Origin of the sequence: Cyanobium sp. T1B-Tous (assembly GCF_024345475.1) — a bacterium.
Taxonomy (GTDB): Bacteria; Cyanobacteriota; Cyanobacteriia; order PCC-6307; family Cyanobiaceae; genus Cyanobium_A.
Genome location: NZ_JAGQBE010000062.1, coordinates 1 through 12,758, shown reverse-complemented (window position 1 = coordinate 12,758; position 12,758 = coordinate 1). Strand labels below are relative to the sequence as shown.

Below are 12,758 nucleotides of genomic sequence, written 5' to 3'. Positions count from 1 at the left end.
AGGCCAGGCTGAGGGCGATCAGCGTGTCCCAGGTGCTGAAAGCCAGGGCCCTGCGCTGTGTCCCCTGGCCGCCGTCCCAGCGGCGGGATTGCACCAGCGAGGAGTGCAGGTAAAGGTTGTGGGGCATCACCGTGGCGCCGAGAATGCCGGCGGCCAGAAACAGCTGCTGCCCGTCCCTGAGGCTCGCTGACTGGGGAAGAAAGCACTGGCCCACCTGGCCCCAGTCGGGCTGGAGCAGCAGCATCTCCACCGCGAAGCAACCGCCCACCAGAGCCACCAGGGCGATCACCAGGGCCTCCAGCCTGCGGATCCCGAAGCGCTGCAGCGCCAGCAGCAGAAGGGTGTCGGCGGCCGTGAGCCCCACCCCCCAGAGCAAGGGGAGGCCAAAGAGCAGCTGCAGGGCGATGGCGCTGCCCACCAGCTCGGCCAGGTCGCAGGCAATGATGCCCACCTCGGCCAGCAGCCAAAGGGGAATGCGGCAGAACCGCGGCAGCAGCTGGCTGCAGGCCTGGGCCAGATCGAGTCGCGTGGCGATGCCTAGCCGGCAGCAGAGCGATTGGAGCAGCATCGCCATCAGGCTGGAGAGACCGATCACCCACAGCAGGCGGTAGCCAAACTGGGAGCCGGCCGCCAGGTCGGTGGCCCAGTTGCCCGGATCCATGTAGCCCACGGCCACCAGGTACCCGGGACCGAGAACCCGCAGGAAGGTGCGCAGGGTGCCGAGTCCGGCGGGCACCTCCACGGCCTGCGCGTCGTTGCGAGCGGCGGTGCCGAGCGGTGCATCAGGCATGAAGCGACGCCAGCGAAGTTGGAGGGTAAGGCGAGGGTGGCTGCGATCCTGCTTGGGCATGGCTGGCATGAGCCCACCCTGGGGAAGGGATCACCGCCAGCTCAGAAGTCGCGAGGACCTGTGTAGCCACTGAGATCAGCGAGGGTATTCAGTGGCTTGACGCCCGAATCCACGACGCCCTTGATCTGCCAGCTGGGATAGCCCTGAACCCCCTGCTGCTTGCACAGCTGCGCCTGGCTGTTGGCGCCGTCCTCCGCGCATTCGATCACTAGGAGCTTGGCGGCTGCCTCCTTGCCGAAGGCCTCCTTCTGGTCATGGCAGTGGGGGCACCAGTACGCCGTGAACACCCGGGCGCCGACGATGCTCAGATGCTCCGCCAGGGCAATCTTGGCCGGCGAACTGGCGCTGATGACAGCTGGAGCCGCCCGTCCACTTTGAGCGAAAGGCTGGTCCGCCGATGCTGCCCAGCCCAGCCCCAGCAGACCAACAAGAAGGACTGTCATCACTCCGCGAAAGATCAGTTGGCTGCGGTCGATCCAGGGACCTCCAACAAGGCTCAAAAGGAACAGCGCGAGGCTTAGGGCGGCTGACACCACACAGAAGGTGCAGAAGGCCCTGATCTCGAACACCAGCAGCCCCATCAGCACCATGCTGAAGACGGCCATGCCGCTGCTGGTGAAGAACAGAGCCCACCGATTGCCCTCCGATCCAGGGGCCCGCAGACCTCCTCGCAGCAGCGGCATCAGGGCCAGCAGGAGCACCGTGGCGTAAGCAAGGAATCCAAAGAGAGAAAGCGGCTGGCCAAGCAGCGTGCCCCAGGCGCTGCCGAGCACCTTGTCGCAGCCATCGCTGCCGCCAGGACAGGACAGGCTGCCGATCCAACCCCAGCGCTTGGCGGTGATCGAGCCGGTGTCGATCAGGCCGATCGTGGCGAGCACGGCCATGGTGAGGCGCACCCAGGACCGGCCTGACTCCTTGCCGGCCCGACGGCTGGAGAGCGGTTTGGTTCGCGTCGCGCTGCTCACAGGCTGAGAGAAGGTTGGAGATACCGCCATTGAAAAGCCTGAAGTAGCTTCAGGGTCAAGGATCTAGCGTTGTGGCATGGAGTTTTGCCCGCTCGACTTGCCAACCCAAAGGGATGAATCCATGCAGATCGGCGAGTTGGCACGGTCCACCGGGGTGAAGATCGAAACCATCCGCTATTACGAACGCGAGCACTTACTGCCGGTGCCGCAGCGCACCGATGGCAACTACCGCCTCTATTCGCCGCGGCATGTGGAGCAGTTGCGCTTCATCCGCTACTGCCGAAGCCTGGATATGAGCCTGGAGGAGGTGCGCATCCTGATTGAGGCGCGGGACGCACCAGCCGGGAGCTGCCGGACAGTGAACGCCTTGCTGGACGAGAAGATGGCCGAGGTCGATGCGCGGGTAGATGAGCTGCGCCAGCTTCAGCATCAGTTGCGGAACCTCAGAGGGCTTTGTCCGCAACCTGATGAGGTGAAGACCTGCGCCATCCTCATGGAATTAAACCGATCGGCTCGCATCGTCAAAGCTCAGATCTGATCGTTTCTGACCTCACTCAGCCCTTGATCTTGCCAAGCGTGGGGGTGCGGAGCAGGCGAAGTCCATTGGCGATCACGATCAGGCTGGTGCCCATGTCCGCAAACACCGCCATCCACATCGTGGCATTTCCGGCCACGGTGAGCACCAGGAAAAGGCCCTTGATTCCCAGCGCCAGCGCAATGTTCTGGCGCAGGATTCGGAAGGTGCGTCGAGAGAGGACGATCGTTTCCGGTACCCGCATCAGATCGTCGTTCATGATCACTACATCAGCGGCTTCGATGGCGATGTGGGTGCCTGCGGCTCCCATCGCAAAGCCGATGTCCGCCTGGGCCAGGGCTGGCGCATCGTTGATGCCATCGCCAGCCATGGCCGCGAATCCATAGCGGGCTTGCAGATCGGCTACTGCTTCCAGCTTGTCCTGGGGCAGCAGGTTGCTCTTCACCTCATCGATGCCGGCCATGGCCGCAATCGCACCGGCGGTGGCTGCGTTGTCACCGGTGAGCATCACCGGGGTGACGCCCAGGGCCCGCAGGGCCTCCATGGCCGCTGCCGAGCTGGGCCGAACGGTGTCGGCGACTGCGATCAGGGCAAGCACGCCGCTTTGATCCGCCAGCAGGCTGAGCGAGCGCCCCTGGCGCTCGTGGACCTGCATCGATGCTTCTAGTGCGCTGGAGCAGAGCCCCAGCTCCTCGATCCAGCGGTGGTTGGCCAGCATCAACGGCCGCCCCGCGATCACTCCACGCACCCCGCGCCCCGGTAGCGCTTCGAAGCCCTCCACAGCCAGCCTCTCGCCATCAAGGCCTGCAGCTATCGCCCGCGACACCGGGTGGTCGGAGCGCTCCGCCAGGCTGCTGGCCAGCTGTTTGAGGATGCCAACGTCTGACGCTTCTTGCTGAGAGGAAAAAGCCACCAACTTGGGCTGCCCCAGGGTGATCGTGCCGGTCTTGTCGAGGGCCAACACCTTGATCTTGCGAGCCTCCTCGATGTAAAGGCCACCTTTGATGATGATGCCGCGACGGGCGGCAGTGGCCAGGCCGCTCACCACCGTGACTGGGGTGGCGATCACCAGCGCGCAGGGGCAGGCGATCACCAGCAGCACAAGGGCCTTGTAGATCGCCTGGAGTGGGGTGAACCCCAGCAAGGGTGGCGCCAGCAAGGCAACGGCCAGGGCCACCACGAACACCGCCGGGGTGTAGCGGGCCGCAAAGCGATCGACGAAGCGCTGGATCGGGGCGCGGGAGGCCTGGGCTTCCTCCACGGCCTGAATGATGCGCGCCAGGGTACTGAGCGAGGCGGGCGCCGTCACCTGGATCTCGAGGGCTCCGCCCTGGTTGATCGTGCCCGCAAACACCGCATCGCCTGGGCCTTTGTCGACCGGCAAGCTTTCGCCGGTGATCGGGGCTTGATCGATCGCACTCACGCCGGAAAGCACAGTGCCATCAAGCGGCAGTCGCTCACCAGGACGGACCCTCACCACATCTCCGATGGCAGCGGCACGGGCGGCCAAGCGTTGCCAGCGACCGTCGCTTTGGCGGATCTCCGCCTCCTCGGGGGCCAGCGCCATCAGGCTGGTGATCGCCTGGCGGGCCCGCTCCACCGCCCGCGCTTCGATCGCCTCTGCGATGGCATAGAGCGCCATCACCATGGCGGCTTCTGGGAAGCGGCCGATCAGGAAGGCGCCTGTGACAGCCACGCTCATCAGCGCATTGATGTTGAGCCGTCCCTGGCGCAGAGCCGCGAGACCCTTTCGAAACACGGAGAAGCCCGCCAGGGCGATCGCGGCGATGGCGATCCCGATCTCCAGCAGCTCATGCCCCGGGTAGGCGGGAACGACCAGATGCAGCAGCTCCCCCGTGAGCGCCAGCGCCAGGGAGCCCGCCAGGCGTAGACGTTCGTGGCGCCGTTCAGCGCGGGTTTGGGCGGCGGATGGCCGCTGATCGGGGCTGATCGGCTCCGGGTTGAGTCCCAGCCGGCGGATCGCAGCAAGGGCGGAGTTGAGCGCGGCCGCTTCGGCATCGATCGCCAGAATGCGCTCGGCCAGCAGGAACCTCAGGCCGCGGATGCCTTCAACAACAGAGAGGGCATGGCGGATTTCGCCTTCCTCGGTGGCGCAATCCATCGCGCTGATCCGAAACAGCGCTTCTTTGGCACTTGCCGTCTGCGGCTGGAGCTCCGTGGTGGCTCGGGCCTTCTGCTCGCTGGTTCCGCTGCTGCAGCAATGATCCGCCATGGTCCTGTCATCCAGACCCCAGCAAACAGCCTGTAGTTACTTCAGGGTCAAGGGTCTGGGCGGCGCCTGGTGCTCGCCGTGTGTTGATCAACGCAGCTGAGGGCACTCCCGATCCCGCAACTCCTGATTCAGCCCATCGGCTTGCCGGGTCAGCCTGGCTCCAGCCGCCGTGTAAAACCTGAACTGCTGGCGGTTGACGTATAAAACCCGCTGGCTGCGCAGCAGCTGTTCTTCCGCCTTGTGGCGGCACTCGATCAGGGCCTGGTAGTCGATGGTCAGCTCGTTGCGGTCGTTGGCATTGGCCCCATCGGCCTGCTGGCTGAGGAGCGGGCAGATTCGTTCGCGGATGGTTCGAACCAGGGCGATTTCAGCCTTCATGGCCTGCTCGGCCAGGGCATTGCGTTGATCCAGCAGGTTCCGACACGCCTCCAATTCAGCCGCCAGCACCGGAGATGCCAGCCAGCAGCAGGCCAGCGAGAGGGTCAGGACGTGGCGCATAAACGGATCGGTTGGTTGCCTGCGCCTGTGGCTGCTATAGCCGTGATCCTTCTGAAACTGCGGCATCAGTGCATCATCCTGTGGCTGAGGGCCTCACAGGGACCCTCAGCTGCCCTGGCCATCGATCTGCAGCCCGCCGCCGTCAGCCCAGGACCTGAGTGTTGAAGTGGTGATAGTTGTGAACGATGCGCCCCGGGAAATCCTGGAAGTTCACGCGACAGTGTCAGGCGACAGCAAAAACTGGCCTCCCTCTGCGAGCCACCACAGACCAGGGCCAGCGCGTAACCCATGCAGTACTCACCTCTGGAGCCGTGCTCCCGGGACGCGGCGCTGTGCGGCCTCCCACATCTGGCGCCCTGGTACTGGCGGATGTGGCGCCAGTGCTGGCCGGAACCAGACCACATCTGCAAGTCCAAATGCACCCCTTTGCTGATGTCGTCGCCGTGGCCGTCTCCCAGCCCCGCTCCCATGGCACCCGGCGGCCGGGGCCAGTCTCCGCAGAAAACCCTGGCATCTACGAGGAGTGGCACTATCTCAATGACAAGTAGCTGGTGTGGCGCAACGGCAAGGCATGCATGACCTGCCACTTCTTCCGGCACCACGCTGGGGTGAACTGCATCCAGGTGCTCACCTGCCAACTGCACCAGGGGCTGATCGCCCATGGCGAGCACCTCACCAGCCGCTGCCAGGGCTGGACGGAGGACATGACCCGTCAGCGGGGCTGGGCGCCGGAAGTGGCATGACAGCTGCTGCCAGCCGGCGGCCACCGCTCACCCCCAAGGAGGGTTGGCTGATCCAGGGCGGCCAGGTGCTGCACTTTCGCCCGACTCGCTGGGAGCGCACCTATCAACGGCTGGAGATCACCACCGGCGAGTTGCTTCCCGATCAAGAGATCCCGCTGCTGAAGTCACGGCGAGAGCTGAGCCGAGCTGAGGCCCTAAAGCTCTGGGCTGAGAAGCGCAAGGCGGGCTGGTGTCCCTGCAGCCTTCATTGGTGATGGTCACGTGGAGCCCAATCTGAGGAAGCAGAGGAGTTGATGTTTTGGGGTTGTGCCTAAACCTCAGGACTGTGGCGTTATCGCGACGTACCGGATTCGTTCCGACATGACTACAGCCTGCGGGGCCAACAGCTGGGCATCGACTCTGGAAGTGTGGCTCTGAGCATGGGGCACTCGCTGGAGGTGCACCTGCGCAGCTATCCATGGGCCTCAGGACGGGGAGCGGCAGCAAGCATGAGCAGTTCGATGGGCTGTCTACGAAGCGATGCAAGGTGCTGTTGGTTCGGCAGAGACAGCAGCAACCGACAGAAAGTTCTGGTGGCTGCAAGCGCTGGTTATGCCGCATCGCGGCTTGGCGAACTTACCCTTTCGGCTAGCTCGTGAGCGATCACAAAATGTTGTCCGGGCATCGGTCCGATCGAGAACTCGCCCGCAAAAAGCCTTTCGAGCAGTCGGAGCGATCGGTGGTAAACGAATGTCGAGGTTTGCACTCCAAAGAGCTCAGGCCCGAAGAGGATCAGTGGCAGCTCCGCCATCAAATAGTTGACCGCGCGCAAGCGGTCTTGATCGCTCAGATGATGACCGTCTCGCCGCCTGTTTTCGAGAACCTCATCAGTTGCCGCAAGACATTCCCTTTGAAATTCACTGTCGGTGGCGAATGCGGTGCGGCAACGTCCTTCAGCAGCGACATAGTTATCATGCTGAGCAACTAAAGACCACGGAATAAGGCTGATCCGGTTGCTGACATTATCAACAACCTCTCGAGCGCGACCAATCTTGTTGTTGAGGTACCGCAATTGTCGCTTGGTCTTATATGATGCCTCGTCGGGGGAGTAGCCACCCGCTTCCAATGTCCACGCGGTTGGGGTGTCGGGAACGAACACACCGACAAGATCAAAATGTCCGTTGGCCCATACCAGTAACTCGGCAAGTCGATTCTCGCTATAATAACTATTAAATGGGCTGGTTCCGACAACAACATGGAAGCGCTCCCCGTGATCTGGCAAACACCGAACTAAATTGGACTTGTCGAGGAAAGCCGCCGCATTGCCGTAGGAGGAGAAGACACACCCCTCGCCGGGGCGCGGACGGATGACCATGCTGCAGCCGGGACACTTATGGCACACAATGCACACTGAAAGCGCAATGCTCTTTGAGATCCGGGTTCTGCATTGAGGACAGACCATCTCTGATATGAACGACGTTTCCATGTTTATGTTTATACCTTCGCCGAGTGATGTAGTTTCTCTGGTGTCATGCTCTGCTCAGTTGCAAGGCTTGGCTTGGCATTGGAGGGTGCAGCCAGCGGAACAGAAATTTCCATTGCCACCCGCCAGCCCGCTCCAATCCCGCCACCGCATGAATGCACTTCATCCATCGGCGCAGGAGACGCCTAGCACCTGCCGGCGCTTGAGGTGAGACGTCATGGCTGCAGCTCAAGGAATCTGGCGGGAGAAGACGCTGGTGCGGCCCGTAGAGGAGAACGCCAGAACGCTGTAAGGCTCTGAGGCAGTGGTGGATTCCATCCCTGGGGAGCCAAGGACCATCCCCGGTACGGCGAGTCCCGCCACTGGCGGTCGACTCCGCAGCAGCCGCTTCACATCAGCGGCCGGAACGTGCCCCTCAAGTACGTACCCCGCCACCTTGGCGGAATGGCAGGAGGCCAGGCGGGTGGGGACTCCCAGCCGGCGCCGGACGACGTCGACATCGGTGATAACAGCATCGTTCACCTGGAAGCCGTTGGCGCGCATGTGCTGCACCCAGCCCTTGCAGCAACCGCAGCTGGCCGATCGATAGGAGGTGATGGGCGGCAAGGGGGCGACTTGCGCCCCCTGAACGAGGGAATCGGCCCCTGCGGTGGCCACGGCGACGGCGCCGATCCCCAGCAGGACTCCAAGACGCTGGGGAAAACGGTGGAAGGACTCGTGGTTCATGTTCAGATCGCTGCAGCTGATCTCAAGTTAGAGGCTCCTGTCAGGGGGAGAGTCAAGACCCCTTGAATCACGCCATCGACCGGCGCAGATTTGCTGCTCCCTTGGCCCTTGACTCTCCTGTCAAGTGGAGACCATACCGTTAGGAGGTCCCACCTTGCCGCCATGTACCCATTCCGCTTCACCGCCACCTTGATCGGTCTGGCCTCTGCTCTCAGCGTGGCGGCTCCTGCCCTGGCCCAGATGCCCGGTGGCATGAATCACGAAGGGCACCAGGGCATGCCAGGGATGATGAACATGCCTGGGATGTCTGCTCCGGCCGGATCCGCCCCGGCCCATGCCGGCCACGCCCACGACGTGGGCCCGGCCGGTGCCACCTACGACCTGCGCTTCATCGACGGGATGGTGCAGCACCACACCGGCGCGCTGCGGATGAGCGAATTCGTCTTCGGCATCGGTTCCCCTGGTCTCGGTGCTCTGGGCAACACGATCTGGCGCGATCAAGCCAACGAGATCCGGGCCATGGGCCTCTGGCGCAAGGCCTGGTACCCCCAGGCGCCCGTCTATCCCGTGGCCCTGGCCCAAGGAGGCGATCCCAACAGCCTCGCTGGCCTGGCGCGCATGAGCCAGGCCCAGATCGATGGCATGCGGATGATGGGCGAGCTCCCCACCAAGGAGAACAGGGTGGTGTGGTTCCTCGAGGGCATGCTTGAGCACCACGCCGGGGCGCTGATGATGGCCCACGACGCCCTGGCCAAGAGCACTAACACCACAATCCGGCGCTTTGCTCGCGGCGTGATCGTGGCCCAGCGCGACGAGATCATTGAACTGCGCAGGATGCTGGCTGTGGAGGGATTGCGCAAGCCGGAGTACTTCAAGTACGACGCGCTGTTCCGTCTTTGAGCGAAAACCTGTTTAAACCAGCTTTAGCAAGCCCCATGGATCTGGAGCAGGAAGGATGAACGCTTCGACGAGCTGCAAGGAACACGACCATCACCACATGCCCCCCGGCAGTCACGGCCCGCCGCCCAACGGCGGCGGCAAAGGCATGGCCAAGGATCCCATCTGCGGCATGGTGGTTCCCAGGGCCACAGCCCTCAGCACCCAGCGCGGCGGCCGCGACTACTACTTCTGCAGCCAGAGTTGCCTGCAGACCTTCCAGAATCCCGACCGGGAATTGCGCGTGATGCGCCGTCGCGTGGGCTTCGTGATCGGCGGGGTGCTGGCGCTGGCGCTGTTCCGGGCCGGGGCCTTCATCGCCCTGGCCGCTGGGGTGAGTCTGGTGTCGTGGGCTCCAGTGTCCTTCATGCCCTGGATGAGCTGGGGGAAGTGGCTGTTCTTGCTCGCCACCCCGGTGCAGTTCATCGGTGGCTGGTCGTTCTATACCGGGGCCTGGGCTGCCCTGAAGCGCCGCGCCCTCAACATGGACGTGCTGATCGCCCTGGGCACCTCAGTCGCCTACTTCTACAGCGTGGTGGTGGTCTTTGCGCCCACCTGGCTGCCGGTTGGCGTCAGTGAACGGGACGTCTACTTCGAAGTCTCGGCGGTGGTGATTGCCTTCGTGCTGATGGGCAAGTACATGGAGGAGATCATCAAGAAACGCTCCTCAGCCGCCGTACGCAAGCTGCTCGACCTCCAACCCGCCACGGCCACGGTGATCCGCGACGGCATGGAGATGACCGTGCCCGCCGATGCCATCGACACCGGCGAAACTGTTCTGGTGCGGCCGGGCGAGAAAATCCCCGCCGATGGGGTGGTGCTGGATGGCAGCTCCTCGGTGGACGAATCCTTGCTCACCGGTGAATCCCTGCCGGTGGCCAAACAGGCCGGTGCCGAACTGATCGGTGGCACGGTGAATGGGTCGGGGCTGCTCCGTTTTCAGGCCAGCCGGGTGGGATCCGACACTGCCCTGGCCCAGATCGTGCACATTGTGGAGGAGGCCCAGGCCAGCACCGCCAGCGTGCAACGCCTGGCCGATCAGGTCACCGGCTGGTTTGTTCCAGCCGTGGTGTTGATCGCCTTCGCGGCGTTTGCCCTCTGGACCCTGGCAGGCCAGTTCAGCAGTGGTCTGCTGGCCTTCATTGCCGTGCTGGTGATCTCCTGCCCCTGTGCCCTCGGCATCGCCACCCCAGCAGCCCTGATGGTGGGGGTGGGCAAGGCCGCTGAGCAGGGCATCCTGATCCGCAGCGGCGAGGTGCTGGAGCGGGCCGAGAAGCTCACCACCGTGGTCTTCGACAAGACCGGCACGCTCACCTTGGGCAAGCCGGTGCTCACCGATCTGGAGCCCCTGGCAAGCCATTCGGAGCAGGAAGTGCTTCAGCTCGCAGGTTCCCTGGAGCATGGCTCAGAACATCCCCTGGCGGCGGCGATTGCCGAGGCCGTTGCAGAGCGCCATCTGGAGCTGTTGCCGCTGGAGCAGTTTGCGGCCCAGGTGGGTGAGGGCATCACCGCCAAAGAGGGCGGGGACGTCGTCTGGTTTGGCAACCGTTCCCTGGCGAGCCGCTTCCTGCCCCGGCTTCCCGAACCTGTGGAGGGCCAGCTCGCTGGGCTCGAGGCCCAGGGGAAAACGGCCATGGTGCTTGGGCGCGCCGATCAGATCCTTGGGGTGATCGCCGTGGCCGATACGGTCAGGCCCGAGGCCGAGCAGGCCGTGGCCCTGCTGCGGCGCCGTGGGGTGCGGGTGATCATGCTCAGCGGCGACAACAGCACCACCGCAGAGTCGATTGCCGCCCAGGTGGGGATCACCGAGGTGATCGCCGAGGTCCGGCCAGCCGACAAGGCCGGAACGATCAAGTCCCTGCAGTTGGATGGGCAGAACGTGGCCATGGTGGGCGATGGCGTCAATGACGCCCCGGCCCTGGCCACTGCCAACATCGGCATCGCCATCGGCTCCGGTTCGGATGTGGCCAAGGAAGCTGGTGACATCATCTTGATGGGCAACGACGTGCGGCTGGTCGTGACCGCTATCGGCCTTTCGCGGGCCACCATGCGCAAGATCCGCCAGAACCTCTTCTGGGCCTTCATCTACAACGGGATCGGCATCCCGATTGCCGCCTTTGGTTGGCTCAATCCAATGATCGCCGGGGCGGCCATGGCCCTCAGTTCGCTCTCGGTGATCGTCAACTCGTCGCTGTTGCGGCGCTACCGAGCGGCCTGATCATCGGTGCTTTCGTCCCAGGCCGTCCCCGTTTACGAGATTCGATGGCTGATCCCACCTTCTTTTCAAGCTGGTCACCACGCCGCCGGTCCCGGTGGGTGATCTATGGCTTTCTACTGGTGGCGGCCTTCTACCTGCTGCTGGAGCACACAGCGCACACCCTTGGTGCGCTTCCCTTCCTGGTGTTTCTGGCCTGCCCGCTGATGCACCTCTTCATGCATGGCGTCCATGGGCATGGCCATCACGACGCCCCGGAGGGGCCGGACTCGCCATCGACCCCTACCCCCAAGTCGTGATGAACCAAAGTGAAGCCCCGGCCTATGGCCTCTGGGGACTGGCGGTGGTGAATGCCGCTGTTTTCAGCTTCTTTGCCTTCAGTTTTTTCAAACCCAAGACGCCGCGTGACTGGCGCAGCTTTGGTGCATTCAGCGCCTTCCTGGTGGCCTTGTTTGCCGAGATGTATGGGTTTCCACTGACGATCTACCTCCTCTCCGGCTGGCTTGGGAGTCGCTATCCATCCGTGAACTGGCTCTCCCATGATGCGGGGCATCTATTGGAAACGTTGTTTGGCTGGCGTGTCAATCCTCATTTAGGACCCTTCCATATCGCCAGTTTTGTGCTGATCGGTGCTGGCTTCATGCTCATTACCAGGGGCTGGGATCTGCTTTATGCCGCCCAGCAAAAGCATGAACTGGCGACAACCGGCATCTATGCGCGTCTGCGTCACCCCCAGTACCTGGGCTTCATTCTGGTGATGACAGGATTCCTGCTGCAGTGGCCCACTTTGCTCACCCTGGCGATGTATCCAGTGCTGGTGGTGATGTACCTGCGCCTGGCAAAGCAAGAGGAGCGGGAGGTTGTGCTCGAGTTTGGAGATCGTTATCGAGCCTATCTTTCGTCTGTGCCGGGCTTCCTTCCCTGGCGGCATCGCCATGGCTGAGAGGAGCAGTATCGGTGTGTCGTATGCACCAGGGTTCAATGAATAGATTGGCGGAGCGAAGGCTTGTGTTCAAGAAAAATGCGCCAATTCTCGCTGCACCAGAAACAAATCTATTTCTCTTTGCCTTTCTGCTCAACTTCGTTTACGAGGTTTGGCAGTCTCCGTTTTACGAGTTCTACGCAAGTCCATCATTGGGCGACAAAATTATTGACTTAACTCACTGCGCCTTTGGCGATGCGGTCATCATTCTGTTCAGCAGTTGGGTCGTGAGTGCATTGATGCGTTCGCGGTACTGGCTGCTGACCCCAACCTGGAAATTGACATTCCTGTTTACCAGTATCGGCCTGCTGATCACTCTTGCGATCGAAACCTACCGAGTCAATGTTTCTAAAGCCTATGGAGTGCCGGTACTGGCAGTGCCCATCCTAGGCATGAGTGCACTTGCCGTCATTCAATGGATTGTCTTGCCTGCAATCATTCTCTATCTGGCTCGCCGTCACATGTTGGGATATTCAGGGCAGGGTCTGCAATAGCCCAGGCATCGTTCGCGGCTCTTGCTCATTTCTTATGGTACTCGGTGGGGAATTGCCTTTGAAAGCACAGTTGACGTGACCCCTTCAGTCGTTCAGTAGCTACGAAAGCTGTTGGGTCG

At 62.8% G+C, this 12,758-nt stretch carries 14 protein-coding genes; 8 read left to right on the top strand and 6 right to left on the bottom strand.

Annotation, left to right across the window (positions count from 1 at the left end; genetic code table 11):
• A partial coding sequence (locus tag KBY71_RS12295) for an Nramp family divalent metal transporter (protein ID WP_254929195.1) occupies positions 1-790 on the bottom strand: 790 nt, incomplete at its 3' end.
• Between the two features lie 101 nt (positions 791-891).
• Entirely contained in the window at positions 892-1,815 is a 924-nt protein-coding gene (locus tag KBY71_RS12290; protein WP_254929194.1) for a vitamin K epoxide reductase family protein, read from the bottom strand.
• A 121-nt stretch (positions 1,816-1,936) separates the two neighbouring features.
• Here KBY71_RS12290 and cadR point away from each other — a divergent pair, with 121 nt between their 5' ends.
• Positions 1,937-2,353 (top strand): Cd(II)/Pb(II)-responsive transcriptional regulator, encoded by a 417-nt coding sequence (cadR, locus tag KBY71_RS12285; protein ID WP_254929193.1) that lies wholly within the window; start codon positions 1,937-1,939, stop codon positions 2,351-2,353.
• Positions 2,354-2,369: 16 nt separating this feature from the next.
• On the opposite strand, the gene KBY71_RS12280 is transcribed toward cadR, so the two are convergent.
• Both KBY71_RS12280 and KBY71_RS12275 read right to left on the bottom strand, forming a co-directional pair.
• Positions 2,370-4,472 (bottom strand): heavy metal translocating P-type ATPase, encoded by a 2,103-nt coding sequence (locus KBY71_RS12280; protein ID WP_396095419.1) that lies wholly within the window; start codon positions 4,470-4,472, stop codon positions 2,370-2,372.
• Between the two features lie 198 nt (positions 4,473-4,670).
• A complete protein-coding gene (locus KBY71_RS12275) occupies positions 4,671-5,081 on the bottom strand; it encodes a hypothetical protein (RefSeq protein ID WP_254929191.1) in 411 nt (136 codons plus the stop codon).
• Between the two features lie 575 nt (positions 5,082-5,656).
• Between KBY71_RS12275 and KBY71_RS12270 the strand changes: the two genes are divergently transcribed.
• A complete protein-coding gene (locus KBY71_RS12270) occupies positions 5,657-5,824 on the top strand; it encodes a galactose oxidase (RefSeq protein WP_254929190.1) in 168 nt (55 codons plus the stop codon).
• Positions 5,821-6,078, top strand: coding sequence for a DUF1651 domain-containing protein (locus KBY71_RS12265; RefSeq protein WP_254929189.1), 258 nt, complete (start codon positions 5,821-5,823; stop codon positions 6,076-6,078). Before KBY71_RS12270 ends, KBY71_RS12265 begins: the two co-directional genes overlap by 4 nt.
• 335 nt (positions 6,079-6,413) lie before the next feature.
• Here KBY71_RS12265 and KBY71_RS12260 read toward each other — a convergent pair whose 3' ends face one another.
• Together KBY71_RS12260 and KBY71_RS12255 are read right to left on the bottom strand one after the other, a co-directional pair.
• On the bottom strand, positions 6,414-7,265 hold the full coding sequence (locus tag KBY71_RS12260; RefSeq protein ID WP_315858557.1) for a tRNA-dependent cyclodipeptide synthase: 852 nt from the start codon (positions 7,263-7,265) through the stop codon (positions 6,414-6,416).
• A 249-nt stretch (positions 7,266-7,514) separates the two neighbouring features.
• Positions 7,515-8,012, bottom strand: coding sequence for a DUF411 domain-containing protein (locus KBY71_RS12255; RefSeq protein ID WP_254929187.1), 498 nt, complete (start codon positions 8,010-8,012; stop codon positions 7,515-7,517).
• A 162-nt stretch (positions 8,013-8,174) separates the two neighbouring features.
• Here KBY71_RS12255 and KBY71_RS12250 point away from each other — a divergent pair, with 162 nt between their 5' ends.
• The 5 genes from KBY71_RS12250 (at position 8,175) to KBY71_RS12230 (ending at position 12,639) form a co-directional block, all read left to right on the top strand.
• Positions 8,175-8,912, top strand: coding sequence for a DUF305 domain-containing protein (locus KBY71_RS12250; RefSeq protein WP_254929186.1), 738 nt, complete (start codon positions 8,175-8,177; stop codon positions 8,910-8,912).
• Positions 8,913-8,967: 55 nt separating this feature from the next.
• A complete protein-coding gene (locus KBY71_RS12245) occupies positions 8,968-11,166 on the top strand; it encodes a heavy metal translocating P-type ATPase (protein ID WP_254929185.1) in 2,199 nt (732 codons plus the stop codon).
• A gap of 44 nt (positions 11,167-11,210) precedes the next feature.
• Positions 11,211-11,462 (top strand): DUF2933 domain-containing protein, encoded by a 252-nt coding sequence (locus KBY71_RS12240; RefSeq protein WP_254929184.1) that lies wholly within the window; start codon positions 11,211-11,213, stop codon positions 11,460-11,462.
• Complete coding sequence (locus KBY71_RS12235) at positions 11,462-12,106, top strand: isoprenylcysteine carboxylmethyltransferase family protein (RefSeq protein ID WP_254929183.1); 645 nt, start codon at positions 11,462-11,464, stop codon at positions 12,104-12,106. The genes KBY71_RS12240 and KBY71_RS12235 overlap by 1 nt, the downstream gene beginning before the upstream one ends.
• A gap of 65 nt (positions 12,107-12,171) precedes the next feature.
• Positions 12,172-12,639 carry a hypothetical protein gene (locus KBY71_RS12230; protein WP_254929182.1) on the top strand — a complete coding sequence of 156 codons (468 nt, stop codon included), beginning with the start codon at positions 12,172-12,174 and terminating at the stop codon, positions 12,637-12,639.
• The last annotated feature ends 119 nt before the right edge of the window (positions 12,640-12,758 follow it).

Coding starts and splice junctions, on each gene's coding strand:
- cadR (WP_254929193.1), top strand. CDS start 1,937: ATGCAGATCGGCGAGTTGGCACGGTCCACCGGGGTGAAGATCGAAACC.
- KBY71_RS12245 (WP_254929185.1), top strand. CDS start 8,968: ATGAACGCTTCGACGAGCTGCAAGGAACACGACCATCACCACATGCCC.
- KBY71_RS12240 (WP_254929184.1), top strand. CDS start 11,211: ATGGCTGATCCCACCTTCTTTTCAAGCTGGTCACCACGCCGCCGGTCC.
- KBY71_RS12275 (WP_254929191.1), bottom strand. CDS start 5,081: ATGCGCCACGTCCTGACCCTCTCGCTGGCCTGCTGCTGGCTGGCATCT.
- KBY71_RS12255 (WP_254929187.1), bottom strand. CDS start 8,012: ATGAACCACGAGTCCTTCCACCGTTTTCCCCAGCGTCTTGGAGTCCTG.
- KBY71_RS12235 (WP_254929183.1), top strand. CDS start 11,462: ATGAACCAAAGTGAAGCCCCGGCCTATGGCCTCTGGGGACTGGCGGTG.
- KBY71_RS12265 (WP_254929189.1), top strand. CDS start 5,821: ATGACAGCTGCTGCCAGCCGGCGGCCACCGCTCACCCCCAAGGAGGGT.
- KBY71_RS12250 (WP_254929186.1), top strand. CDS start 8,175: ATGTACCCATTCCGCTTCACCGCCACCTTGATCGGTCTGGCCTCTGCT.
- KBY71_RS12260 (WP_315858557.1), bottom strand. CDS start 7,265: ATGGTCTGTCCTCAATGCAGAACCCGGATCTCAAAGAGCATTGCGCTT.
- KBY71_RS12270 (WP_254929190.1), top strand. CDS start 5,657: ATGACCTGCCACTTCTTCCGGCACCACGCTGGGGTGAACTGCATCCAG.
- KBY71_RS12280 (WP_396095419.1), bottom strand. CDS start 4,472: ATGGATTGCGCCACCGAGGAAGGCGAAATCCGCCATGCCCTCTCTGTT.